General features: G+C 51.0%; 25 protein-coding genes. 17 read left to right on the top strand and 8 right to left on the bottom strand.

Going from position 1 to position 25,894, the window contains the following annotated elements; genetic code table 11:
- Positions 1-53: 53 nt before the first annotated feature.
- Both F463_RS0108435 and F463_RS15260 read right to left on the bottom strand, forming a co-directional pair.
- Positions 54-728, bottom strand: a complete 675-nt coding sequence (locus F463_RS0108435; RefSeq protein ID WP_018986638.1) for a transglutaminase-like cysteine peptidase — start codon at positions 726-728, stop codon at positions 54-56.
- A 69-nt stretch (positions 729-797) separates the two neighbouring features.
- Positions 798-920, bottom strand: a complete 123-nt coding sequence (locus F463_RS15260; RefSeq protein WP_018986637.1) for a hypothetical protein — start codon at positions 918-920, stop codon at positions 798-800.
- On the opposite strand from F463_RS15260, the gene purB reads away from it, so the two are divergent.
- The 11 genes from purB (at position 919) to F463_RS0108375 (ending at position 12,790) form a co-directional block, all read left to right on the top strand.
- Complete coding sequence (gene purB / locus F463_RS0108425; RefSeq protein WP_018986636.1) at positions 919-2,292, top strand: adenylosuccinate lyase; 1,374 nt, start codon at positions 919-921, stop codon at positions 2,290-2,292. The two genes, F463_RS15260 and purB, sit on opposite strands and share 2 nt — an antisense overlap.
- Before the next feature lie 12 nt (positions 2,293-2,304).
- Entirely contained in the window at positions 2,305-4,167 is a 1,863-nt protein-coding gene (locus tag F463_RS0108420; RefSeq protein ID WP_018986635.1) for an autotransporter assembly complex protein TamA, read from the top strand.
- A gap of 8 nt (positions 4,168-4,175) precedes the next feature.
- On the top strand, positions 4,176-7,457 hold the full coding sequence (locus tag F463_RS0108415; RefSeq protein WP_033413290.1) for a translocation/assembly module TamB domain-containing protein: 3,282 nt from the start codon (positions 4,176-4,178) through the stop codon (positions 7,455-7,457).
- Positions 7,458-7,469: 12 nt separating this feature from the next.
- On the top strand, positions 7,470-8,270 hold the full coding sequence (locus tag F463_RS0108410; RefSeq protein WP_018986633.1) for an NYN domain-containing protein: 801 nt from the start codon (positions 7,470-7,472) through the stop codon (positions 8,268-8,270).
- Positions 8,267-8,857 carry an NAD(P)H:quinone oxidoreductase gene (gene wrbA, locus F463_RS0108405; RefSeq protein WP_018986632.1) on the top strand — a complete coding sequence of 197 codons (591 nt, stop codon included), beginning with the start codon at positions 8,267-8,269 and terminating at the stop codon, positions 8,855-8,857. The genes F463_RS0108410 and wrbA overlap by 4 nt, the downstream gene beginning before the upstream one ends.
- Before the next feature lie 20 nt (positions 8,858-8,877).
- Entirely contained in the window at positions 8,878-9,603 is a 726-nt protein-coding gene (locus F463_RS0108400) for a HugZ family pyridoxamine 5'-phosphate oxidase (RefSeq protein WP_018986631.1), read from the top strand.
- The gene (locus F463_RS0108395) at positions 9,600-9,962 is read left to right on the top strand and encodes a DUF2069 domain-containing protein (protein ID WP_018986630.1); all 363 of its coding nucleotides are present in this window, start codon (positions 9,600-9,602) and stop codon (positions 9,960-9,962) included. Before F463_RS0108400 ends, F463_RS0108395 begins: the two co-directional genes overlap by 4 nt.
- An 85-nt stretch (positions 9,963-10,047) precedes the next feature.
- Positions 10,048-10,797 carry a 5'/3'-nucleotidase SurE gene (gene surE / locus F463_RS0108390; RefSeq protein WP_018986629.1) on the top strand — a complete coding sequence of 250 codons (750 nt, stop codon included), beginning with the start codon at positions 10,048-10,050 and terminating at the stop codon, positions 10,795-10,797.
- A 44-nt stretch (positions 10,798-10,841) separates the two neighbouring features.
- Positions 10,842-11,477 carry a protein-L-isoaspartate(D-aspartate) O-methyltransferase gene (locus tag F463_RS0108385; RefSeq protein ID WP_033413288.1) on the top strand — a complete coding sequence of 212 codons (636 nt, stop codon included), beginning with the start codon at positions 10,842-10,844 and terminating at the stop codon, positions 11,475-11,477.
- Positions 11,474-12,370 carry a peptidoglycan DD-metalloendopeptidase family protein gene (locus tag F463_RS0108380; RefSeq protein ID WP_018986627.1) on the top strand — a complete coding sequence of 299 codons (897 nt, stop codon included), beginning with the start codon at positions 11,474-11,476 and terminating at the stop codon, positions 12,368-12,370. Before F463_RS0108385 ends, F463_RS0108380 begins: the two co-directional genes overlap by 4 nt.
- 72 nt (positions 12,371-12,442) lie before the next feature.
- A complete protein-coding gene (locus F463_RS0108375) occupies positions 12,443-12,790 on the top strand; it encodes a hypothetical protein (protein ID WP_018986626.1) in 348 nt (115 codons plus the stop codon).
- Between the two features lie 40 nt (positions 12,791-12,830).
- Here F463_RS0108375 and leuA read toward each other — a convergent pair whose 3' ends face one another.
- Entirely contained in the window at positions 12,831-14,516 is a 1,686-nt protein-coding gene (gene leuA, locus F463_RS0108370) for a 2-isopropylmalate synthase (RefSeq protein ID WP_018986625.1), read from the bottom strand.
- A 161-nt stretch (positions 14,517-14,677) separates the two neighbouring features.
- On the opposite strand from leuA, the gene F463_RS0108365 reads away from it, so the two are divergent.
- Positions 14,678-15,142: an Lrp/AsnC family transcriptional regulator gene (locus F463_RS0108365; RefSeq protein WP_018986624.1), complete on the top strand. Its 465-nt coding sequence runs from the start codon at positions 14,678-14,680 to the stop codon at positions 15,140-15,142.
- A gap of 805 nt (positions 15,143-15,947) precedes the next feature.
- Here the strand turns inward: F463_RS0108365 and F463_RS0108360 are convergent.
- The 3 genes from F463_RS0108360 to mutS all read right to left on the bottom strand — a co-directional run bounded on the left by F463_RS0108360 (position 15,948) and on the right by mutS (position 19,567).
- Positions 15,948-16,316, bottom strand: a complete 369-nt coding sequence (locus tag F463_RS0108360; RefSeq protein ID WP_018986623.1) for a thioredoxin family protein — start codon at positions 16,314-16,316, stop codon at positions 15,948-15,950.
- A 94-nt stretch (positions 16,317-16,410) separates the two neighbouring features.
- Positions 16,411-17,010: a nitroreductase family protein gene (locus F463_RS0108355; protein WP_018986622.1), complete on the bottom strand. Its 600-nt coding sequence runs from the start codon at positions 17,008-17,010 to the stop codon at positions 16,411-16,413.
- Between the two features lie 10 nt (positions 17,011-17,020).
- A complete protein-coding gene (gene mutS / locus F463_RS0108350) occupies positions 17,021-19,567 on the bottom strand; it encodes a DNA mismatch repair protein MutS (protein WP_026295443.1) in 2,547 nt (848 codons plus the stop codon).
- Positions 19,568-19,748: 181 nt separating this feature from the next.
- On the opposite strand from mutS, the gene F463_RS0108345 reads away from it, so the two are divergent.
- On the top strand, positions 19,749-21,110 hold the full coding sequence (locus tag F463_RS0108345; protein ID WP_018986620.1) for an MBL fold metallo-hydrolase RNA specificity domain-containing protein: 1,362 nt from the start codon (positions 19,749-19,751) through the stop codon (positions 21,108-21,110).
- 187 nt (positions 21,111-21,297) lie between these two features.
- On the opposite strand, the gene F463_RS0108340 is transcribed toward F463_RS0108345, so the two are convergent.
- A complete protein-coding gene (locus F463_RS0108340; protein ID WP_018986619.1) occupies positions 21,298-22,110 on the bottom strand; it encodes an inositol monophosphatase family protein in 813 nt (270 codons plus the stop codon).
- Positions 22,111-22,194: 84 nt separating this feature from the next.
- Between F463_RS0108340 and F463_RS0108335 the strand changes: the two genes are divergently transcribed.
- Entirely contained in the window at positions 22,195-22,947 is a 753-nt protein-coding gene (locus tag F463_RS0108335) for an RNA methyltransferase (RefSeq protein WP_026295442.1), read from the top strand.
- Here the strand turns inward: F463_RS0108335 and F463_RS0108330 are convergent.
- Positions 22,944-23,261, bottom strand: a complete 318-nt coding sequence (locus tag F463_RS0108330; RefSeq protein WP_026295441.1) for a YkgJ family cysteine cluster protein — start codon at positions 23,259-23,261, stop codon at positions 22,944-22,946. The genes F463_RS0108335 and F463_RS0108330 overlap by 4 nt on opposite strands.
- A 99-nt stretch (positions 23,262-23,360) precedes the next feature.
- On the opposite strand from F463_RS0108330, the gene cysE reads away from it, so the two are divergent.
- The 3 genes from cysE (at position 23,361) to F463_RS0108315 (ending at position 25,879) form a co-directional block, all read left to right on the top strand.
- On the top strand, positions 23,361-24,095 hold the full coding sequence (gene cysE, locus F463_RS0108325) for a serine O-acetyltransferase (protein WP_018986616.1): 735 nt from the start codon (positions 23,361-23,363) through the stop codon (positions 24,093-24,095).
- 153 nt (positions 24,096-24,248) lie between these two features.
- Positions 24,249-24,719, top strand: coding sequence for a Fe-S cluster assembly transcriptional regulator IscR (gene iscR, locus F463_RS0108320; protein ID WP_018986615.1), 471 nt, complete (start codon positions 24,249-24,251; stop codon positions 24,717-24,719).
- 14 nt (positions 24,720-24,733) lie between these two features.
- On the top strand, positions 24,734-25,879 hold the full coding sequence (locus F463_RS0108315) for a cysteine desulfurase family protein (RefSeq protein WP_018986614.1): 1,146 nt from the start codon (positions 24,734-24,736) through the stop codon (positions 25,877-25,879).
- Positions 25,880-25,894: the final 15 nt, after the last annotated feature.

The raw sequence follows: 25,894 nt of genomic DNA, 5'->3' as shown, positions 1-25,894 counted from the left end.
TACTAGCCTAGCACTAAGCCCCCATAATAACCACAGCCCTAACAGGTTTTTAATCATTCCAGCCCATCCTGTCGCATACGTGTCAATACATCCCGCCATTTGGAAATATTGGAAGGAGAACCTGCACGCATATTCGGGTTATTGGCCACAAACAACCCTTTATCATTAAAACTGAAGACCGGAGCCAAATCCCCACGCCTGGAAGCAGGCAATAATTCAAAATTAAGATTATCGAGTACCAGTGGGTCGCTCGTCGGCGTGGCGTAGTATGTCAATACCATATGAGGGCGAATAGCACCGCTAGGCATGCGCGCACGGACATAGGTCAAGCGCAACTTGTCTTGTGACACACCCAGTTTCTTCAGCAGGGTATATTTGGCGATACTAAAGTCCTCACAGTCCCCAGCGCCTTTACCGAACGTTTCCAGCGGGCTGGCCCAGTAATCTTCCATCCCCCACAGGTTAAAATCGTCAACAAACAATACGTGCTGGTTGGTGAAGTCATTCACCATAGCGACCTTGGTCATTTCGCTGGCCCCTGAAATCTGGGCGAATAACTCATTGAGTCGCATGACATTCTGGTAGGCCTCTTCGCCATAGCGTGCCCGGATTTTTTCCAGCATCGCCAGCACATAATCATCCGCCAGGGTCGGCGTCCATAGCAGACTCAACGCCAGGCATAAGCCTGTCAGCAGTCGAACCAAAGATGAATGTGCGTGGGGTCTCATGTGAAATGCATTCTCAGTGAGCGATTATGTCATGGCAAAATCAAGCACAATTTACCAAACAAAGCGGTTTTAATCGACAAATTCCGTCTGCTTTGCGCCATCTCTCACAGACGGCAAACGATATTCAGCAAAGACAAGCGGATGCGGATTGGGTAAAATATCGGCTTTTGAATCAATAAGCTTTTTACTCATGACGTCTCTCACCACGCTCAATGCGCTGTCCCCGCTGGATGGCCGTTATCAATCCAAACTCGACCCTTTGCGTCCGTTTTTCAGTGAATATGCACTGATTAAATACAGAGCCTTGGTTGAGGTGTCATGGTTAAAAGCACTCAGTGCAGCCCCCGAACTGGCCGAAATCGCACCATTTAGTGCAGAAACAATCGCCGAACTGGACGCCGCCATTGCAGCCTTTAGTGAAGCAGACGCGACGCAGGTCAAAGCGATTGAAGCGCGTACCAATCACGACGTCAAGGCACTCGAATACTGGCTCAAAGAGAAGTTTGATGGTAATCCTGAAATCAAAAAGGCCAGTGAGTTTATTCACTTTGCCTGCACTTCCGAAGATATTAACAACCTGTCACATGCGCTGATGCTTAAATCGGCGCGTGACAGTGTCATGCTGCCTAACCTGCAAGCGTTGCAGGGACGACTGACTGAACTGGCTAACGCCTTGGCAGACCAGCCTATGCTGTCCCGCACGCACGGTCAAACAGCCAGCCCCACCACCATGGGTAAGGAGTTGGCCAATGTGGTCTACCGGCTGCAACGCCAGTTCAAACAATTGCAAGCCAATGAAGTGCTAGGCAAAATCAATGGCGCAGTAGGCAACTTTAACGCACACTTGTCTGCCTACCCTGAGTTCGACTGGGAAAGCTTTGCCAAACGTTTTGTCGAATCACTGGGATTGACCTACAACCCCATGACCATCCAGATTGAGCCACACGATTACATGGCTGAACTGTATGACACACTGGCCCGCATCAACACCATTTTGATCGACCTCAACCGTGATATCTGGGGTTATATTTCTGTCGGCTACTTCAAGCAGAAAGTCAAAGCGGGTGAAATCGGCTCCTCGACCATGCCGCATAAGGTCAACCCGATAGACTTTGAAAACTCAGAGGGCAACCTGGGTCTGGCGAATGCTGTGTTGCGCCACCTGGCTGAAAAATTGCCGATTTCACGCTGGCAACGCGACCTCACCGACTCAACGGTATTGCGCAATATGGGTGTCGCCTTTGGTTATACCTTGCTGGGTTATGACTCATGTCTGCGCGGCTTGAACAAGCTAGAAGTCAATCCACAACGCCTGCTCGAAGACCTGGACAACAGCTGGGAAGTCCTCGCAGAACCTATCCAGACTGTGATGCGCCGTTATGGCATTGAAAACCCATACGAGCAATTGAAAGAATTGACGCGTGGCAAAGGCGGCATCAACAAGCAATCACTGCATACCTTTATTGAAACCCTGCAGATACCGGCTGAGGCCAAGCAGGCATTATTGGCACTGACACCTGCAACTTATACTGGCAAGGCCAGTCAACTGGTTAAACATATTTAAACTGAAGTCCAGTTGACCAGTGATTCTTTTGCACGCTCTCACCAACATCCGGGTTTAGAACAAGTCGCGTTAAACACCTGCTGCTTGTTCTTAGCCACGTGCACATATTGGCTGTTATTCCTCATCCTTTTATTTTTTTCAATCAATAGCCAGGCGCAAGATAGTGCCTGGTTTGATGTCAAACCAGGCAGCCATTATCAAACCCGTTTTTTGCTCACCAACGACATTCCGTCCGACCAGCAATCGACGTTGCGGGAATTGTTACAAAAACACCTGAGCATTCATGAAGCAATGCAAAATCCACGCATGAACGAGAGTGAATGGCGGCGACTGGTACAAAAGACACCACAGGAAATTGCCGATTTACTGGCGACAGAAGGCTACTTCAAAACCAAAACCACCGTTTATCAACCCGCTACCCAGCTCGCAGAGTTTCACCTTACCCTGCCCCAGCAAGCAAAAGTGAACAAGGTAAACGTGGCTATCACGGGTGAGATACAGCTAGCTGAGCATCAAAGCACACTGGAAGCCGCTCAAAAAAGCTGGCCGTTGCCTGTTAACAGCAGGTTTACGCAACAAGCCTGGAGTTCGGCAAAGCGGGAGTTACTGGCCACCTTGCTACGGGCCGAATTCCCCAATGCAAAAATCACGCGCTCGCAAGCGCTGGTCAATCCGCAAACGCAAGCAGTCTTTATCCAGCTGGCCGTAGATTCTGGCCCCGCAGTACGCTTTGGACAAGTCAGAATTCATGGTCTGCAACATTACAAAGAATCTATGGTTCGACCATTGAATACCCTGAAAACAGGCGCTCCCTACCGCCAGGCAGACTTGCTCACCTTGCAAAACAGCTTTATGAGTAGCGGCAAATTCCGCTCTGTAGACGTCACAGCCAGGACAGAGTCTTTGAATGCCGACCAGACAGCCGATATCGATGTGACAGTGAATGAACTGGAACAAAACACGGTGCGTATTGGTGTGGGTGCCAGCACCAACACCGGCGCGCGCATTGTATTTAACTATACAGACCGCAACCTGTTTGACCGTGGCCTGCTATGGGACAGCAGCCTCAGGCTGGAACAACGCCTGCAAGCCGCCACCTCAAACATTACTTTTTTAACCGACGAAAAAGGCTTCCGTGACAGCATCCAGAACAGCGTCATCCGCACAGACCTTGAAGGGCAAACCACAACCGCCTTACAAAATGGCGTACGCCGTTATTGGGGCCAGCCCAATCTTTTTGAACAGTATGTCGGGGCGAACCTGCTGTATGAATTCCTGACGGTAGACGGCGAAGAATCACAATTCAACAAAGCAGCGACACTGGCCTATGGGTTAAATATGCGCAGACTAGATCATCCACTTGCCCCCACCAAAGGCTGGATATTAAATACCCAGTTTCAGTTAGCACCGCTGGACAAGTTATCTGATGGCCGCTTCCTGCAATCTCAGGCCAGGTTGCAGGCGTTTTACCCGTTAACACAATCTACCCAGTGGCTGGGCCGCATTGAAGTGGGTGCCGTGACCGGTGCACGTAGTGTCCCGGCCACTTATCTGTTTCGCGCGGGGGGCGACCAGTCAGTGCGTGGTTATGCATTCCAATCGCTAGGGGTCAAAGAGGCTGACGCAATTGTGGGCGGGCGCGTGTTGCTGACGGGCAGCACAGAGATCGTGCAATGGCTGACATCCTCCTGGGGTGCGGCTATGTTTGTTGACTTTGGTAACGCCGCCAACAGCTGGAAGGATTACGATCCGGTACTGGGATATGGGTTGGGCGCGCGCTGGCGCAGCCCGATTGGGCCGGTGGGTGTAGATATTGCCCACGGACAGGAAACAGGCGAATACCGTTTGCATTTTAACCTGGGGGTGAATTTCTGATGTTGCGCATGCCACGTCTCAAATATCTATGCCGGCTTGCCATGACCATGCTGCTTTGCCTGTCGCTGGTCATCACACCGCAGATCATTTGGGCAGCCAATGTACTCCTGGTTACCAGCCTCAAGGAATTTGAAACCGACCTTGGCAACGCCATCCTCAAAGTGGATGGCATAGACTCGCATATGAAGCTGGGCGTGACGCCCAAGGGCGAGCTGAATGTCACCCAGTTTTCAGCCAAGCAGGTCACACTGCGCTTTAAACCTGCGGCAGAAGTGCCCCCCCCAAAATCTAACACAGGGCAACCAGTATTACCTGCGCACATCCACATACCATTACCCTTTCATTTATTGTCGGGGCACATTCAACGGCTGACGATTATCCAGGGCGAAGAAACGACACATATTACCCAGATACAATTCGATCTGGATGCCGAACCAGACGCCATGCAATTCCGTATAGGCAACGCAGACAGCCCGTGGGGCAAGATCAGTACGCATTTCCAGATGCAGAACAAGGCACCCTTCGCTTTGAATGGCTGGATGGATATCCAGCAGGCAGCGGGATCATTGCCTTATCACTTACGCGCAAACCTCAGTGGTGATTTCACGCGGGTCAACCTGACGGCCAATCATCACTACCAGCCGCAAACTCGACCGTTTGCGATCGTCCCCGCCAATCAACAAAATACCGATATGGTTGAACTCAGCGCATCCATCGGCCTGGATGAACACCGCACCAGTCATTTCCAGTTTCATCTCAAGCAATTGCAAGCCAAACATATCCATCCGCAATTAGCTGGCCAAATGGATTTAAACATCGTGGCAGAGGGCAACCTGACCGAGCAAGGCCAGATCATGGTCAAGGTAGATGCAGGCAATAGCCGCCTGCAAGCACAGCCACTGATGATTCGCGGCCAGGCCGCATTGCTGGGTGGGCAGTTAATGCAACTCGACCTGCTGGCACAACTGGATAAAAACACATTGAGCGTGCGCACCACGCCTGCCAGTTCTGCCCAACATACCAGCCTGGCCTGGCAGGCTGATCTTCAGGCGTTGGCGCAGCTGATGCCTGGCTTTGCCGGACAGGTCAAAGGCAGTGGCAGCATTGTACAAGCGGATGATGGTTTTACAGCAACATATAAAGTGTCTGGCCAACAGCTGCAATTGCCCACTGCACTTAGCCTGGCCAGTTTTGAAGCGCAAGGGCAGGCTTCCAGCCAGGCACACTCCTCTGTTGAAAACCACATCCAGCTACGCGGGCTGTCACAACAAAATGCACAAGGTATCGATAGCCCGCCGATTGATGCCGAATTAAATCTGACTGGCACTCTGGCGAAACACCAGCTGAGGTTAAACATTCGAGATTCCGAGCCCACATTACATAGAAACCTGCTGCTCGCATTGACTGGCACTTGGCAGAAGACGCTTTGGCAAGGCCAGCTGACGCAACTGCAGGATGCCGACGCCAAAGTTTTCCAGCTGACCAAGCCAGCCTCCATGACTTGGCAAAGTGACTCAGGCTTTCAGTTGCAGGACCTGGACATCCACGCCGATGGTGGTCAATTGCAACTGACCCAATGGATATATCGTCCGACACAACCAGTCAACGTTGAGACCCATCAGCCTGCGGAAAAAGTAAAGCTACACACGCGTGGCCAGTTGAACAATTTTCCTGTACAAGCGTTTATCCACTGGCTCATCCCCGCGCAGACAGAACCATTGCCAACCGAACACCTGCGACTCTCTGCACAGTGGGACTGGACATTGGATAGCCAACTCAATGGCAATCTGCACTTACAGCGCAATTCGGGTGACTGGCAGGTTTACGACCAAACAAACAACGCCTGGCAAGGCCTGGGGATACAAACCTTGGTGGCTGATATCAGCTCACACAATAACCGTCTTAGTATGCAAAGCACCATTCAATCGAGCGGCGCTTTAGATTTGCAGTTTTCAGCGAACACCGTCGTCACACCCACCTTTAATGGGCTAGTGATTGAAAAAGCAGCCCCTGTGACAGCGCAACTAAAGGCCAACCTGCCGCAATTAGGCTGGCTGACTAAGCTGCTGCCTGACATTCAGCCCTCAGGCCAAGTTTCAGTCACAGCCCAAGCGAATGGCACGCTTTCCCGACCACAATTGCAAGGCGAACTCCAAGGTAAATCCCTGTCCTTCCAGATTCCATCACAAGGTGTGTGGCTAGAACAGGGGCAAGTCCATGCATCGATGGCAAACGACCAGGTCCGGTTCGACCACATCCATTTTGCAGGCAAAAGTGGGGAATTAAATGGCAACGGCACACTGAGCCTACAACCAGATCAATGGCAACTGGATGCCTCTGTTCAGCTGAATAAATTGCAAGCGCTATCCAGGGTGGACCGCTGGGTCCAACTCAGTGGCAATACCCACCTGAGCATGAACAGCAAACAAACCGCACTTAGCGGCAGCCTCAAAATACACAAAGGGCTATTTGAACTGCCCAAAGCAGATAAACCTACACTAGATGAAGACGTAGTGATTGAGTCACCACAAGCCAGCCAGGCACAAGCACCATCCACCCTGCTTTTCAAAGATTTTATGGTGGACTTTGGAGACAAGCCTCTGGTATTACCCTTTAAGGAATCAGAACAATTCATGCTGCGCGGACAGGGACTGAATGGCGCGCTCAGCGGGAAATTACAATTGAATGGTTTGCTCAACGAGCTGGCCGCCGCCGGTACGCTGGAAATCACCGGGACTTATCTGGCTTACGGTCAATCGCTGAACATTGAAACCGGCCGCCTGATCTTTAGTGGCAAGTTACCTAACATTGGGCTGAATATCCTGGCGACAAGGCAGGTAGAGTCTACAAAAGTCGGCATACAAATCAATGGCAGTTTGCAAACGCCACAACTCAAACTGGTTTCCACCCCTGAGACCAGTAACGAAAACAAGGTGTCGCTGTTGGTCCTAGGGCAACCCATGTCACAGGTTGGCAGCAGCGATATGGCCTTGCTATCGGTGGCGGCAGGTGCATTATTATCCCAAGGCGATTCAGTCTCCCTACAAACCAAAATTGCACAGGCGGTTGGCCTCGATAGCATAGACGTACGCGGCACGGGACCGACCAACTATGCAGTCAGTGTCGGCAAACGCATTAACCGCAATCTCGTCATTGGCTATGAAAAAAGCATTGTCGGCCTGCTAAATGTTGGTAAACTCACCTACCAACTGACCAAACGCATTTCCATCGAGACCAGAACGGGTTCTGATAACGCGCTGGATGTGTTTTATGGATTTAGTTTCGACTAATTCAGGATAATCATGAATCATGACACTCAAAATCCTCGGCTAGCCGTGCTGATTGATGCGGACAACACGTTCAGCATTATCGAAAAAATGGATGCACTGTTTGAGGAAATTTCTAAATATGGCGATGCCAGTGTCAGGCGTATTTATGGTGACTGGACTGACCAGCGGTTAAATCGCTGGAAAGAGCACTTGCCACAACATGCCATCCAGCCTATACAACAATATGCCAATACGCGCGGCAAAAACGCCACGGATAGCGCCTTGATTATTGATGCTATGGATTTGCTTTATACAGCACCGCTAGACGGCTTCTGCATTATCTCAAGCGACAGCGACTTTACACGGTTGGCCATCCGTCTGCGCGAGGCTGGTAAACTGGTCTATGGTTTTGGTGAGGAGAAAACACCTAACTCCCTCATCAAGGCCTGTAACAAATTTATTTATGTTGAGATTCTGGCGCAACAGAAAGAAGAATTTGTCGATAACCCGTCAGTGGCAGATCAGGAAAGAGATCTCGCACTTCCCTCAACAGTATCACCCCAACAAGTTTCCACCCCAGGTATCAAAAAAACAGACAAGGAACTTGCTTCTGACACTAGACTGGTGAGTCATGTGCGCTCGGCACTGGAGGCCATTTCGGATGATGACGGCTTTGCCCATATGGGAGAAGTCAAAAAACAAATCACCAAGAACTTTCCCGCTTTTGACTCACGTAATTATGGCTATGCAAAATTCAGTGAATTAATTAAAGCCATTGGACTGTTTGAGGTCGATACGCAAAAACAACGCATCAAAGACAAACGAAAAAAATGACAGAAATCCTGATTCTCTATTATTCACAAGGTGGCGCCGTCAAGGAAATGGCCCAGCTCATTGCCCGTGGCGTCGAAAGCATCGCAGGCACAAACGCCCGTTTGCGCACGGTACCTAAAGTATCGGCCAATTGCGAGGCCACTGAGGCTGAGATTCCCTCCTCTGGCGCCCCTTATGCCTCATTGCGGGACCTTGAGGAATGCGCCGGGCTGGCGCTGGGCAGCCCTACCCGTTTTGGCAATATGGCCGCCCCCATGAAATATTTTCTCGACGGCACCTCCGGCTTGTGGCTCAAAGGTGCGCTCATTGGCAAACCAGCCGCCGTCTTCACCTCCAGTGGCTCGCTGCACGGCGGTAATGAAATGACTTTGATGACCATGATGATTCCACTGATGCATCATGGCATGCTGATGGTAGGCTTGCCTTATTCCGAGCCACAGCTCGGCACCACCAAAACTGGTGGGACCCCTTATGGCGCCAGTCATATTGGCGGCGCCATGGATGACCAGCCGATCTCGGAGGATGAGAAAAAATTATGCCTGGCCCTGGGGAAACGCCTGGCCGAAACCGCACTCAAATTGCAATAACGTTTTTAGGAAGCTTAAGTATGTCTGCTGCCCTTGCCCACGAAGCCCGCCAGTTTTTGTTCTCCACCCGGCATGCCATTTTATCGACGCACTCGATGAAATATCCCGGCTTTCCGTTTGGATCTGTTGCCCCTTTTGTGTGTAACCAGCAAGCTGAGCCTGTGATCCTCATCAGTGCCATTGCCGAACATACCAAAAATATCCTTGAAAACCCGAAAGTTTCGTTACTGGTATTTTCCGGGGCGGATGATTTGCAAGCCAATGCCCGGTTGACGCTCATGGGTGAAGCCATGCATTGCGACAAAGAGGATGAGGACTTGCGGGCGCGCTATTTACGCTACCTACCGCAAGCCGCTGGCTATTTTGATATGCACGATTTCCATTTCTACCGTATCCAGGTTGAGCATGTACGCTATATTGCCGGGTTTGGCCGCATGGGCTGGTTTGAAGGCAATGCGCTTAACGAAGAACTGACTGATAGCATGCTGGCCGCACAAGAGGGTGGCATTGTGACCCACATGAATGAAGACCATAAAGACAGCCTGCTGCAATATTGCCAGCATGTGCATGGCGTCACAGCTGACCATGCCGAAATGATCGGCCTTGATGCAGATGGCTTTGATGTGCAATATCACCAGGGAGAAGAAACACAGGGCCTGTTGCGATTTTCGTTTGAACACCCGGTATTAAACGCCATGGATGCCCGCAAAGCCTTGGTAGCGTTATCGCAAGCCTGTAAATCATGATCCCGCGTCTTTTATCCAGCAGCCGCATTGCGGCGAGTATCAGCCTGCTCGGCTTGATTATGTTATGCCTGGGGTGGGAAATATTCTGGGCGCCGCTCAGGCCTGGTGGTAGCCTGCTGTTCCTCAAAACGCTGCCGCTTTTGCTGCCCGTATTTGGCATACTGCGTGGTAAGCGATACACCTATCAATGGTCGGGCATGTTGATTCTGTTTTACTTTACGGAAGGCGCTGTCAGAAGCTGGTCAGAGACCGGCCTTTCACGTGGCCTGGCGATGACAGAAGTCTTACTCAGCCTGGTATTTTTTGCCAGCGTAATTGTGTATGCCAAATATACCGGGCAGCGTTATCGAGCTGCCTGAGAACTGACAGATGAGAGTGCCTTTACAATAAATTCTTTCATGCACGGGCGCTGACAAGCCGGGTAAACCTTATATAATATTGCGCATGAGAATTCTGTTATCCAACGATGATGGCTACCTGGCACCAGGACTGAACTTACTAGCCTCACACCTAAGTAAAATTGCTGATATTACGGTAGTGGCCCCTGAACGTAACCGCAGCGGCGCCAGTAATTCACTCACCCTAGATAGGCCATTAAGCGTCAAACAGGCCGCCAATGGCTTTTTTTATGTCAACGGTACGCCCACCGACTGCGTCCATATTGCCCTGACTGGTTTGATGCAGGAGATGCCAGACATGGTCATCAGCGGCATTAATGATGGCGCGAATATGGGGGATGACACCATTTACTCAGGCACCGTGGCCGCTGCCACCGAAGGTTACTTGTTGGGTATCCCGTCTTTTGCGGTCTCCATGTCGCAACATCAACCCACCCATTTCGAAACCGCTGCCCGTATTATTGTTGACCTGGTCAAACAATATAACCACAGTGAGTTCACTGAGCCTACCTTGCTCAATATTAATGTGCCTGATGTTCCGTTTGAGGAGATTAAGGGCCGTCAAATCACGCGTTTGGGCAAGCGGCACAAAGCAGAGCCCGTCATACAGCTGCAAACGCCGCGTGGAGAAACGGTTTACTGGGTAGGCGCTGCCGGACAACCGAATGACGGCGGTGAAGGCACTGACTTCCATGCGGTGGCGCAAGGATACGTTTCCATTTCACCGATACAGGTAGACCTGACCAAGCACTCCCAGATCGCAGCCATGCAACAATGGCTGCAATCCAAAAGTTAAGTATTATGGCGATTCCAAGAACCTCCAGTAAAACCGGCATAGGCATGACCTCATCACGCACACGGGAGCGCATGCTTGCCCGCCTGCGCGAACAAGGCATACAGGATGAAGTCGTCATTGCAGCGATGGCAGATATCCCGCGTCATATTTTTGTCGACGAAGCATTATCCATTCGCGCCTATGAGGATGTGTCATTGCCGATAGGCTATGGTCAGACGATTTCGCAGCCTTATATTGTGGCCAAAATGACGCAAATCCTGCGCAATGGCAAGCCACTGAACAAAGTACTGGAAATAGGCACTGGCTGCGGTTACCAGACTGCAGTCTTGTCTCGCGTCAGTGCAGAAGTCTATTCACTGGAACGTATCCGGCCACTGGTCATGAAAGCCAGGAATCACCTGCGCACGCTCAAGTGCACCAATGTGAAACTGGATCACGCCGATGGTAGCCTGGGTTTGAAGGATTACGGCCCATTTGATGCCATCATGGTCACGGCAGCCGCCAGCCATGTCCCGCAGGAACTCGTTGAACAACTCGCTGTTGGTGGCCGTATGGTGATTCCGGTAGGCACGACAGAACAAGTGTTGCATTTGATTGAGCGCACTGCGCAAGGTGTGCAAAACACCGCACTGGAAGCAGTCAAGTTTGTTCCACTATTGGGAGGCACAGCATTATCATGAGATTACGCACTTTGCTCACGGTATGGGGCAGCGCCTTTACGCTCGCAGCTTGCGCACTCAACTCACCCATGCCACGTGCGCCGGTCACCAGCAGCACAGTCTCGCAAGAAAAAAAATCTGCCACGCCAATGACCCTGGGAGCGAACCAGTACCTGGTACAAAAAGGCGATACACTGTACAGCATAGGCCGAAAATTTGGCATCCCATTTACAAAACTGGCTGAATTTAACCAGTTGCAGTCACCGTATGAAATTCATGTCGGCCAGGTACTGAACCTGAAGGCAAGTAGTACAAATACTGCCAATAACAAACCCATCGATACTGCCAGCGCAACAGATGATGCAGAAGTCGTGACTTCAGCCATCGCGCGCCCTGAGCTCAGCACGTCCGCGGAGACAGCCACTACGCCTGCAACGGCTCCAAATAACACAGCACCTGCAACTGCAGATGCTGGAAAGAATACGGCTGCCATCGACCTGGAAGCCATTGCTGACACCGACATTCAATGGCAATGGCCATTGCCGGGAAAAGTCAGCACCGGCTTTGATGCGCAAAACAATAAAGGGCTGAATATTACCGGTACTGCTGGGCAGGCAATCACCGCAGCAGGCGCTGGCAAAGTGATTTATAGCGGCATGGATGTGCGTGGTTATGGCAAACTGGTCATCATCAAGCACAATAGCAACTTGCTTTCAGTTTACGCACACCAAGGTAATTCACTGGTGAAAGAAGGCGTGTTTGTCACACAGGGGGAAAAGCTGGCCAACCTGCCCGCGACCACCAATAACAAGCCACCTATCCTGCATTTTGAGATCCGGCAAAAAGGCAAACCGGTTGATCCGGCCAGCTATTTACCTGCCAATCCGGCTGCGGCGGCAAACAGTAACACCTAACGTCCGCAGTTGTCTGGCGGGCTCATCTAAGCAAGTCGAGTGGAAGGCGCCATTGCTTGAAAGGAGCGCTGTATGGATCCGAATCGTTACAGCAAGAACCGCACTATTCGCCCAGACGGGCCTTGGCAGATTGTGAAGGCATTGCTGACCTTGGGGTTGATGGTTTGTGGTTTTATAGGCATCGCCATACACATCTTCGGCAGCGACCACGGCCCGACAGACTGGCTGCAATGGATCACAGCCTCACCATTAAATGCTGCCTGGCTTGCGATTGGATTACTCGTCGCTTTCGCGTTTCACCGTTACATCACCCATATCAGCACCCAGCAACGGCGTTCAGCCAGTGACCTGCCTGTCTATGCCATGATGTTGCTTGGTGCTTATTTTATTTACCAACTCATCACTACTGGGCACTGGTAACCAACGCCCTGCCAATTTCATGTGACAGGGCTGGCCCATACTAAGCAGTCTTGGCCATCATCTGCGGTTGTACATTACACCGGTTGATCCCGCTGACAATCGCCTTGATAGACGCGGTGACAATATTGGTATCCATGCCCACGCCATAACACACCTTGCCCCGGCAAACGACCTCAACAAAAGCACATGCCGTGGCCTCTCCCGCTGAAGCACTCGCGCCCAGTGAACGCTCTTCAAAGCTGCGTACCTGCACTTGTATGCCGATATTGTGCAGTGCATGAATCGCCGCATCCACCGGCCCATTCCCGTGCCCGCTGACAATGGTCGGCACGCCGTCCACCGCAATATGCATGCGGATGGCCTGACCTTGCGCATGTGACTCGAGCTGGTAATCCTGGAAGTGGATAGGCATCACGGCAGATACATAATGCTGGTTAAACAGTTGCCACAGCTCCGCATGCCCGACCTCACTGCCGTGCTGGTCAGTGTATTGCTGCACCACGCCAGAAAACTCCACTTGCATACGCCGTGGCATTACGACGCCATAATGGTGCTCCATCAGGTAGGCAACGCCACCCTTGCCGGATTGACTGTTGACGCGAATAATCGAATCATAGCTTCGGCCAAGGTCTTTAGGATCTATCGGCAGGTAAGGCACATTCCAACGGTCTCCTGGCTGCTGGGTAGCAAATCCTTTTTTGATGGCATCCTGATGCGAGCCAGAAAACGCCGTAAATACCAGGTCACCCGCATACGGATGGCGCGGGTGAATCTCAATCTGCGTACACTCCTCCACCGTGCGGCCTATCGCATCGATATCGTAAAAATCCAGACCAGGATGTACGCCCTGCGTATACATATTAAGTGCAACTGTGACCAGGTCTACATTGCCAGTGCGCTCCCCATGTCCGAACAGGCAGCCTTCCACGCGGTCTGCTCCCGCCATGATACCGAGCTCGGTGGCGGCGACTGCGGTACCACGATCATTGTGGGGATGCAGACTCAGAATAGTGCTGTCGCGGTGTGCCAGGTTGCGGTGCATCCATTCAATCTGGTCGGCATATACATTAGGCGTTGCCACCTCTACCGTTGCCGGCAGGTTGATAATGATTTTACGCTCAGGCGTGGCTTCCCAGGCCTCTGTCACCGCATCACAGACCTCTTTGGAAAACTCGAGTTCGGTCGCAGTAAAGGTTTCGGGGCTATATTGCATGATGACCTCGGTCTCAGGCATATCGGCAGCCAACACCTTGACCAGCTTCACCGCATCCACCGCCATGGCTTTGACTTCCGCCTTGCTCATATTGAACACGACATCTCTAAATGTAGGGGAAATGGCGTTATAAATATGCACGATGACACGCTTCGCACCGCGTACCGATTCCATGGTGCGGCGGATCAGGTGCGCACGTGCCTGGGTTAATACTTCTATTGTCACATCCTCAGGAATACGCTCTTCTTCAATCAGGCTGCGTACAAAATTAAAATCGGTTTGTGAGGCTGAAGGAAAAGCCACCTCAATTTCCTTAAAGCCCATCTGGCACAGCATATTAAACATGCGCAGTTTTTTCTCCGCATCCATAGGCTCAAACAATGACTGGTTACCATCGCGCAGATCGGTACTCATCCAGATCGGTGGTTGGCTAATCACGGCATTCGGCCATTGGCGGTCTTTAAGATTGATTGCGGGGAAAGCCTGATATTTGGCTGCGGTTTGTGTCTGCATGCTGCGCTCCTGAATTTGTTTTTGACAGAAGACATGATAGAGACTTTTAGAAAAATTAAATTTCTTATTTTCTAAAAATCCCTATATATTAAGAATATTATTTTAATTTATATATATTTTTTGTAATATTATTTCAACATTAATTTTATATTGAAATAATCATGAAATTAGACCGTTTTGACAAAGCCATTTTAAACATCCTGCAAACCGAAGGTCATATCAGCAACCAGGACCTAGCCGATCGTATCGGCCTCTCTCCTGCCCCTTGCTTGCGCCGGGTAAAAGCATTGGAACAAGCTGGCCTGATTCTGGGATACCAAGCCTTGGTCGATGCCAAGAAATTGGGGCTCAGCCTCATGGCCCTAATCGGCATTTCTATGGATCAACACACACCAGAGCGCTTTGCCAATTTTGAAAGCAGCATTACGCAAATCCCCGAAGTGCTGGAATGCCTGCTCATTACTGGCCAGCAATCTGACTACCTATTGAAAGTGGTGGTGAAAGACATGGATGACTACCAACACCTGCTACTGCATAAAATCACCAAGATTGCAGGCGTCACCGGGGTGCATACAAGTTTTGTGTTGAGAAATGTGGTTGGGAGGCCGAAAGTGCCAGTCGATTGACTGAGCCGTGGGTAGTGCTATTACTATTACTTGCCTCCCCGATAGAGATAGCACTGCTTTTATTATCTTATCTTTTCGCCCTTAGGCGAGTTACTTTCTGTTGCTTGCCCCACAGAAAGTAACCACAACTAACGAAGTGTTGCGGCGAAGGCTAACCTTCAGGTTAAGCCACATAGTGGCGGCCGTAGTCAAAGAAGAGGGCCCCCAGCCATCACGGCCTTCGGCTCCCTTGCATTGCTCAACAAAATAATTCGGTCACGAAACTCAACCTGGCAGCTCACATAAAACGTGAGCTGCTGCGGGATTCGAACAGTCGCTCCCTCTCCTCTTATTTTGTCTCCGCTACTCAGCGTGATGGGATGGGACTCATCTCGCCAAACTCACAGCGTAGAAATTGGGGCGTTTAAAAACTAAAATTCTTTTCTTTAATCCACAAACGGTGGCGCTCATGGCTTTCGGGCACCTATCTGACGCGCCGAGTAGCACAATCAGCATGGGAGATGTCGGCCAGCGTCTGTTCGAGTTCCGCGGTGGCTTGCGAAGTATGCAAGCCGTTAGGACGAGTTTCGTTGGCCGCCTTCATGAAGTCCGTTAACGGGCGAAAGTCCTAGGTTGAGCAACGCAGGAAACGAGCGCAAGCTAGGGTGCATTTCTTCTGGTTACTTGTTCTTTGTGCAAGCAAAGAACAAGTAACTCGCCTGCAGGCGAAAACAAACAATTAATTACCTTGACTTAATCATTAATGCTTAAAAAAACAAAAGGCCATGCATGCACGGCCTTTTGTTAATATCAAACAGTTTAGAAACTATTTTTTAGCATCTTCCGCTTTGTAATACTCGCGTACTGCCGTCATATCAAACTCACGTGCCCATTTGATAATTTCATCCAATGCTGGCGCGCCAATCTCGCCGACTTGTGCGTGTATGCCTGCGCGCTCACGCACTACGAGCAAGCCTGGAATCTGCTTGACCTCAAAATAATCTGAGATTTCAGGATCGGTTTCGGTATTGACCATGCCAAACACAATGTCAGGATTTTTTGCTGCTGCGGCCTCGAAGGTGGGTGTGAAGGCAACACAGGGGTCACACCATGGCGCCCAGAAATCGACAATCACGAATGCGTTATTCTCGATGGTCTCTTTAAAATTTGCTTTGGTCAGCGTAACGACTGCCATATGATCTCCAATCCGTTCAATTATATTTTTATCGCCAGCATTTTAGCAGAGGATGGCAGGCACGCTAACCGCTTTTGCTGCAAACGCGCAAAGTTTAAACAATGCTTTGGTCCCATTTACCATTGAAGAACAGCTCATTGAGTGGCTTACGGCTACGCGCAGCAGTCTCACGTTCTTTGATTTCACCCGTGAGGCTTTCAACCGCTGCCTGATAACCGACGGTGACCATCGCCAGAATTTGGTAACGCTCTGGTACTTTAAAAGTTGCCCTGGCTTTATCTGCATCAAAACCACCCATCTGGTGCGCCATCAGGCCCAATGCCGTGGCTTGCAAACAAACATTCTCGGTGGCGGCACCGGTATCATAAGCGGCCCATTTATTGGGTTTGTCATTATGGCTAAAGAGGGTATCCGCACAAATTAACAACAACACTGGCGCATTGACCGCCCAGCTTTGGTTTCCCTGTACCAGGCAATCATAGGCGGCCTGCCAGGCTTGTGGATTCTCGCTCTTGTGACAGACCACATACCGCCATGGCTGATCACCAAAACATGAGGGTGCCCAGCGTGCAGCTTCAAGAAGGCTGACTACCTGGTCTTTAGTGACTGGTTTGCTTGCATCATAGGCACGGCCGCTCCAGCGATTGGCAATCAGTTCATGAATGGGTTGCTGTGTGATAGCAGGTTTTTGCATGCTCAAATCCTCATATTAGTTTTTTCAGTGAATAGAGTAATTCCAGCGCCTGCTTGGGTGTCAGGTCGTCCGGTTGTATACGTTCTAATTCTGCGACCAGTGGATGTAATGGCGGTTCCTCTGGTTCAGGGTTACCCGCAAATAAATCATTTTGCGGGGTCGCTGCAATGGTCTGGTTCTCCAACTGCTGGAGCTTGCGTTTGGCCAATTGCACGACTGACTTTGGGATACCTGCCAGCTGTGCCACCTGTATCCCGTAACTCATGGTCGCAGCGCCTTCTTCCACCTTATGCAAAAAGACGATGCCTTGTCCATGTTCAACGGCATCCAAATGCACATTGGCTGCATGTTTGGCTTCGTCGACAATCCGCGTCAGTTCAAAATAATGGGTGGCAAACAGGGTCAGTGATTTATTCTTTTCTAGCAATTGCTTAGCCACAGCCCACGCTAGGCTAAGGCCGTCAAACGTACTGGTCCCACGGCCGATTTCATCGAGCAATACCAGGCTGCTGGCAGTCGCATTATTGAGGATATTGGCGGTCTCGGTCATTTCTACCATGAAAGTTGAACGGCCACCCGCAAGGTCATCCGAGGCACCGATACGAGTAAAAATACGGTCAACCTCGCCAATCACTGCGCTTTGTGCGGGCACAAAACTACCGCAATAAGCCAATAAGACGATCAGGGCCGTTTGCCGCATAAAAGTCGATTTACCACCCATATTGGGGCCTGTAATCAGCAGCAACTGCCGGTAGGGATTCAGGCAAACATCATTAGCGACATAAGGCTGGGCAATGCTTTCCACCACAGGATGGCGGCCAAGCTGGATATCCAGTCCGCTGTCGGCACGGAAACGGGGCTGTACATAATTGAGCGCCCGCGCGCGCTCGGCAAAACAGGCAAGCACGTCCAGCGTAGCGACTGCGGTCGCAATCCGCTGCAAGGTAGTGATATGCGGCAGCAAGGCATCCAGCACCTGTTCGTAAAGCATTTTTTCGCGTGCCAGTGCACGCTCGTTGGCACTCAGCACTTTATCTTCAAAGGCTTTCAGTTCCGGCGTAATAAAACGCTCAACGTTTTTCAATGTCTGGCGACGGCGATATTCAGGCGGTGCACTTTCGGCTTGCAGGCGGCTGATTTCAATATAAAAACCATGCACGCTGTTGTATTCCACCTTGAGGTTGGCAATCCCGGTGCGGGCTTTTTCTGCGGCTTCAAACTGCAGCAGGAAATCACCATGACCGGTCTGCAGGGCACGCAACTCATCCAGCTCTGCATCATAACCTTGCGCGATCACCCCGCCTTCACGCAAGATGGCTGAAGGCTCTGCCTGGATTGCCTGCACCAGTAATTGCAGCACCTCCGAAGGTGCGTTTAACTCACCCAGCAAACCTTGCAACAATGCAGATTCCGCTTGTGGCAAAGTCATCACCAAGGCGGGCAATTGCAACAAACTATCGCGCAAGCCAGACAAGTCACGCGGCCTGGCAGATCTGAGCGCCACACGTGCGGTCATGCGCTCAATATCGCCAATCGGGTGCAAGGCCTGCTGTAATGCACTATCCAGAAACTGTTCGAACAGTTCAGCCACGGCCAAATGACGTTGCTGGATGGCCTGCTGGCTACGCAGCGGATGGTGCAACCAATGCCTTAGTAAGCGGGCGCCCATGGCGGTTTGCGTGGAATTCAGTAGCGAATACAAGGTCGGACTGGCTTCACCACGGATAGTGGTATCGATTTCCAGGTTACGCCGCGTTGCAGCATCCATTTGCAGATAATGGTTACTTTGTTCCACACGCAAACCGGCAATATGTGGTAACGCTGTACGCTGGGTGTGCTTTACGTATTCCAGCAAAGCCCCTGCAGCCGTCACCGCAGCAGGCATTTCACCGCAGCCAAAGCCCGCCAGGTCATGCGTATTAAATTGCTGCGTCAGGCTGCGCTGCGCTGTCTCCAGGTCAAACTGCCAGGGGGCCAGCCGTTTTTTGGCACATCGTGCTTGTTGAAATACATCAGTAGTATGATCTTCAGCGATGACCAATTCCGCAGGATGGATACGCTCCAGCTCTTGCGACAAATGACCTGGCGCAATTTCACTTAACACAAACTCGCCTGAAGCTAGGTTTAGCCGTGCCAGGCCAACCACGCCATCGCCTTTGGTCACACACAGCAAGGTGTTGTCCCTGGTTTCATCCAGCAAGGCAGCGTCAGTCAGGGTGCCCGGCGTCAGGATACGTGTCACCTCACGTGCCACTGGCCCTTTGGATGTTGCCGGATCACCTACCTGCTCACAAATGGCAACCGCTTCGCCCATTTTGGCGAGCTTGGCTAAATATCCTTCGGCCGCATGGTAAGGCAAGCCTGCCATTTTGATCGGCTCACCATTGCTCGCCCCACGACGGGTTAAGGTAATCCCCAACAAACGGGCTGCCTTTTCGGCATCCTCAAAAAACAGTTCGTAAAAGTCACCCATGCGGTAAAACAGCAGCATATCGGGATACTGTGCTTTCAACGTCAGGTATTGACGCATCATAGGGGTGTGGTTTTCGAAGGACATGCGGCTATTTCAGAACGTTGATAATAATGAAAGTGACTTTAGCAAAACCCTAGCATCTTACAACAAATGCGACACGCATCACCATTGCGCTTTATATGCGTTACATCAATATGTAGTTGCAGCAATCATTTATACTTGATTCATTGCTTAAGCTGACAAACATAGCTACAGGGGGATGTCGATGAAATTAACGTTCATGGGGGCCACTGGTACCGTCACCGGTTCCAAATACTTGCTTGAAGCGGGAGGCCAGCAGATCTTGATTGATTGCGGCTTATTCCAAGGTCTCAAACAGTTAAGACTCAAGAACTGGGCACCCTTGCCTGTGGATGCAAGCAATATCCATAGCATCATCCTCACCCACGCCCATATTGATCATAGTGGCTACCTGCCTTTACTGGTAAAGCATGGATTTTCCGGCAATATCTACTGCAGCTATGCCACTGCAGATTTGTGCAAGATATTGCTGCCAGATTCAGCCCACCTGCATGAAGAAGAGGCTGCATTCGCAAACAGGCGTGGCTTTTCGAAACATAAACCCGCACTGCCGCTTTACACACAGGAAGATGCTGCTGAAGCCATTAAATTGCTCACGCCGATTGAGATGGAACGGGAAATTCAGTTGGGGTCAGATGTCACACTGACGCTTTATGCAAGCGGCCACATTCTGGGAGCAAGTTTCGTGCAAATCAGGCATGCACAGAAAACCATTGTGTTTTCCGGCGATATCGGGCGGCCAAACGATGTACTGATGTACCCGCCTGCTACCATCACGCACGCTGATTTTCTGGTGGTGGAATCCACTTATGGTAATCGTCTCCACAGTCCTGAGGACCCAAAAATAAAACTTGCTAATATTATTCAGCATGCTTATCAGCGCAAAGGGGTGATTGTCGTCCCGGTATTTGCCGTCGGGCGGGCGCAGGAATTGCTGTATTACATTCACATGCTCAAAGCCTCAGGCATGATCCCGGAGGATATCCCCGTCTACCTGAACAGTCCCATGGCCGTCGAAGCGACAGAGATTTACCATCATTACCCCACACAGCATCGCTTGAATCAATCACAAACAGAAGTGTTGTTCCGCACGGCGCATCTGGTGAACAGCATAGAAGAATCCAAACGCTTGAATACCCTGGATGGTCCCATGATTATCCTGTCCGCCAGCGGCATGGCTTCAGGCGGGCGCGTGGTACACCATTTGAAACAATTCGCGCCCAATCCACGCAATACCATCCTGTTTGTAGGATTTCAGGCGGCTGGCACCCGCGGTTATGCCATGCTGGATGGAGCAAAAAGCATCAAGATCCACGGCGAGTATGTCCCTGTGCGTGCCAGGGTAGAGTCGATTTCCAATCTATCAGCGCACGCTGACTACATGGAAATTCTAGATTGGTTAAAAGGCTTTGATCGCCCCCCCAGCCACACTTTCGTGACGCATGGCGAGCCTGTGGCGGCAGATGCCATGCGCATGCATATTAAAGAGGCGCTGCAATGGGAGGTGACGGTTCCGGAATACCTGCAGACCGTGACATTAGACTAAAGGGCACTTCTATAAGTCCAAACTCCGTCGCGATACTGTGTTGCTCGTATAGTGGGTTAAGCAGGCAATTCGCAAAGCGAATGCTCGCAAAAATTTCTCCTTACATATCAACTATATGCGGCGTCCAAATTTTTTAATCGCGCCTTGTCTGGCTTAGCAATTTGAATTTATAGAAGCGCCCTAAAGCTTACTGTGCGCTGGCAGACTTCAGGCGCTCGCTCAGGTGCGGCGCGCAGACTTGCAACATCTGGCCAAATATTTTTGGGTTAGCAGCGACAATGTTGCCTGTACGCAACCAGGTTTCGTTACCCTCAAAGTCACCCACAATGCCGCCAGCCTCCTGCACCAGCAAGGCACCTGCCGCAATATCCCACGGAGAGAGGTTGATTTCAAAAAAACCATCCGCAAACCCGGCAGCAACATAAGCCAGGTCCAGGGCAGCGGAACCGGGGCGGCGCAGGCCTGAGGTTTTCTTCGCCATATCGCGGAAAATACTGATATAGGTTTCAAAGTAGCTAAAGTCTTTGAACGGAAAACCGGTAGAAATCAGCGCCTCCTGTAGTTTGGCACGCTGGGTGACTCGGATACGTCGGTTATTCAAAAAGGCACCACTACCTTTAGTCGCAGTAAACAAGTCATTGCGTACCGGATCGTAAATCACGGCCTGGGTCAGCACGCCTTTTTCCTGTAGGGCGATAGAGATACAGTAGGCCGGAAAGTTGTGCAGGAAATTGGTGGTGCCGTCTAATGGGTCAATAATCCAGATGCTGTCGGACTCGCTGTTAGATTTACCGCTCTCTTCACCATAAAAGCCATGGTTAGGGTAAGCATCCTTCAATACCGTAATAATGGCCTGCTCTGCACCACGGTCTACTTCACTGACAAAGTCATTGGTATCTTTCTGTTCAATTTTGAGGGCGCCAATATCCATGGCGGCACGGTTAATGATTTTGCCAGCTTCACGCGCGGCGCGGATGGCGACATTCAGGGTTGGATGCATGCTGTGGGATTCTTGATTACACTGATAAAATGCTATTTTAGCTTTTTAAGCGCTGTGTCACAAACACAACGACCAACTTTACGCATGTCCTCTACCCTAGAATCCAGCATTTTTAACAATATCCGCGTCGTGCTTTGCCAAACCAGCCATCCTGGCAATATCGGTTCGACCGCTCGCGCCATGAAAACCATGGGCCTGCATCGGCTTTACCTGGTACGCCCCAAACATTTTCCAGATGGTGAAGCCAAGTCACTGGCAGTCAATGCAGGAGATGTGCTGGATGATGCCGTCGTCACGCAAACCCTGGAGGAAGCGCTGGCCGATTGCCAGTTTGTGATCGGGGTCAGCGGTAAAGAACGCTCGCTGTCGCAACAGGTGATGACCGTACGTGAAGCTGCCCAAGAGGTGAAAGCAGTAGCAGGCACAAGCCAGGTCGCACTGGTATTTGGCACTGAAATGAGCGGACTCAGCAACGCCGAAGCTGACCGTTGCCATATACTGGCCACCATCCCCGCCAACCCTGAATACACCTCACTCAACTTGGCACAGGCGGTACAAATCATGTGCTATGAAACCCGCATGGCATTGACTACCGGCGAATTACACTACCAGGAAAAACCGGTGGAACTAGCGACACAGGAAGATCTGGAGCGCTTTTACGAACACATGCGTGACGTGCTGGAGCATATCGGCTACATCAATCCACGCGCGCCCAAAAAACTGTTTGAGCGGCTGCGCCGGCTTTATGGCCGGACCAGGCTGGAAAAAGAAGAAGTCAACTTGCTGCGTGGGATTTTGACACTGACCGTCAACCCCAAAAAGCATACCAAGTATTAAACAAGAACGATGGGCGGCAGCCCTATTTTCTGCCTGGCCTGGTTACATATATCAGAGCCCGCCTCAAATTCGCGGCAGGTACTCGAACGCAAGGCATAAATCTGGCAGCCAACTGACTTTCCTACCTCGCCTTCTAATGCAATACAGCGGACGGGGGTTTGCTCCGTGCCTTGCATGCAGACATAGGTATCATTGACCTTGCGCGTCAGGTGCGCCGGTACATTGCCCATGGGGTGCGTATCAGTCTCAGCCCAATAAAAAGAAACCCGGAAACTGGCGCAGCAAGCACCACAGGATTGGCAGACGTCGGACATGAAGCTCGCACTCAGATAAAACTTTTATTGTAACGAGTTGCCTGAGTGCTTCCAATCTGATTTTTAGACGGCCTCGTCAGTTAATGGCATAATGCGCGCATGTTTAATCAAATCAAAGAAGATATTTCGATTGTATTTGACCGCGACCCGGCAGCACGTACCCACTTCGAGATTTTGACCACTTATCCTGGTGTTCACGCCCTGATTCTGCACCGTTTCAGCCACTGGCTATGGACTCACCGCTTATACTGGCTGGGGCGCGCCCTTTCCCACTTCGGGCGCTGGATTACCGGTATCGAGATTCACCCCGGGGCCACCATAGGCCGCCGTGTTTTTATCGATCACGGTATGGGCGTTGTCATTGGTGAAACCGCCATTATTGGTGATGACTGCACGCTATATCACGGGGTGACCTTAGGTGGCACCAGCTGGAACAAGGGCAAGCGTCACCCAACACTGGAATCTGGCGTCGTCATTGGCGCCGGGGCAAAAGTACTCGGCCCGATTACCATTGGTAAAAATGCCAAAATCGGCTCAAATGCCGTGGTTGTCAAAGATGTGCCTGAGGGCGCCACAGCGGTGGGTATCCCCGCCCGGATTCTCGAAGAAGAAAAAGCCAAGCAACGCCAGGATGCTGCGCAAAAAATGGGGTTCAATGCCTATGCTGTCGGCAATGACGAGAACGACCCCATGATCAAAGCCATCAACAGCCTGCTTGACCATGCACATAAACAGGAAGCCCAGATTGCTGAGCTCAAAACCCAGTTAGCCAAACTCAGCGATGCCGAAACCGACAGCAATGTGGGCGAAGCCTTTGCAAAAAAACCAGAATAAACTGACATCCTGGCAGAGAATTTGTCGCGTCAAATCCAGCTGTTAAGCCACTTGACAGCTATTTCACATCCCTCAGAACTTTTCAGCCATAATAATTGACTAAAACAGTAGGTTATTATAAAATTAACTTCTGTATTAAAGGGTCTTCTCAAGATGCGATTAACTACAAAAGGACGTTTTGCCGTGACAGCGATGCTGGACATTGCACTCTATGAAGCGGACAAACCAGTCACACTGGCCGGAATCAGTGAGCGCCAGAGTATCTCCCTGTCATATCTTGAACAGTTATTTAGCCGTTTACGCAAGCAAGGCCTGGTTTCCAGCGTGCGTGGCCCAGGTGGTGGTTACCGTATTGCCAAAGCACACCACGATATCTCGGTATCCGACATTATCACTGCCGTGGATGAGCAAATTGATGCCACCCAATGCGGCGGCAATGAGAACTGTCATGACGAAGGCCGTTGCATGACACATGAACTATGGGCCTCCCTTAACGGCAAGATTCTTGAATATTTATCAGGCGTGAGCCTGGCAGATATGGTCGACATGCAGCGCAATAAAGGCGCGGGCACCGTCGTATTTTCACCCAAAAAATGTGGATCTGAAGCAACGATTGCTGCTTAATCCCAGTCATGTCCATGAAAACCGCTTTCTTTGACCATAACAGCACGACGGCGTTAAAACCCCAGGTGCTGGAGGCAATGCTTCCGTGGCTCACACAGCCCAGTGGCAACCCTACCAGCCGCCATATCTATGGTCGAAACGCGCGTGAAGCCATAGATATGGCCAGAAAGCAAATCGCTGACTGCGTTGGCGTTCAAGCCTCGCAAGTGGTGTTTACTTCAGGCGGTACGGAAGCGAATAATTTTGCGATTAAAGGCATCACCGCGAACCTGCCCCCTTCGCAATTATTGATTAGTGCCATTGAACACCCATGTGTGACCCGCCCGGCGCAATCGCTGGCCTGGCATCAATGGAACGTTGCCCAGATTGGTGTGAATAGTGAGGGCGTGATTGATCTGGCAAAGGCTGAGCAAGCGTTAAAAACGCGCACAGGCCTGGTCTCGGCCATGCTCGCCAATAATGAAACGGGGGCCTTACAGCCCGTCGCAGAATTGGCTACACTGGCAAAAGCCCATGGTGCCATATTGCATACGGATGCTGTACAGGCATTCGGCAAGATTGAAGTGAATATGCCTACGCTGGGTGTGCAGGCGATGACGATCTCCAGCCACAAAATTGGTGGTCCGGTGGGCGTTGGTGCATTGATTCTGGATAAACGCGTGGACATTGCGCCGCTGTTGCATGGCGGTGGCCAGGAGCGTGGTTTGCGTAGTGGCACGGAAAACGTGGCTGGCATTGTTGGCTTTGCACAGGCCTGCCAATTGGCAATGCAATCCTTGAATTTCCGTCGCACTACGGCGAAAGGATTGCGTGATCAACTCGAAGCCGGCCTCAGCAAACTTGGCGCGGTCATATTTGCTCAGCAAGCAACACGTTTACCCAATACGAGTTTTTTTGCTATCCCCAATATTGACGGCGAAACACTGGTCACTGCATTGGATAAAGTCGGCTTTGCCGTGGCTAGTGGTTCCGCCTGTTCCAGCGACAGCACAGAACCTAGCCATGTATTGCTGGCCATGGGTATAGAGCCTGACCTGGCGCGTGGTGCAGTCCGTGTCAGTTTGAGTGAGAGCAATAGCAGTGAAGAAATCACACAGTTTTTAGCAGCGTTGCAACAAGAAGTGCAGCGTTTGAAAGGATTAAATGCCGTTGCGGCATAGGACTTTAATTGAAAG

It is taken from the genome of Methylophilus methylotrophus DSM 46235 = ATCC 53528 (genome assembly GCF_000378225.1).
Lineage (GTDB): Bacteria > Pseudomonadota > Gammaproteobacteria > Burkholderiales > Methylophilaceae > Methylophilus > Methylophilus methylotrophus.
This window is presented reverse-complemented; position numbering and strand designations above follow the sequence as displayed.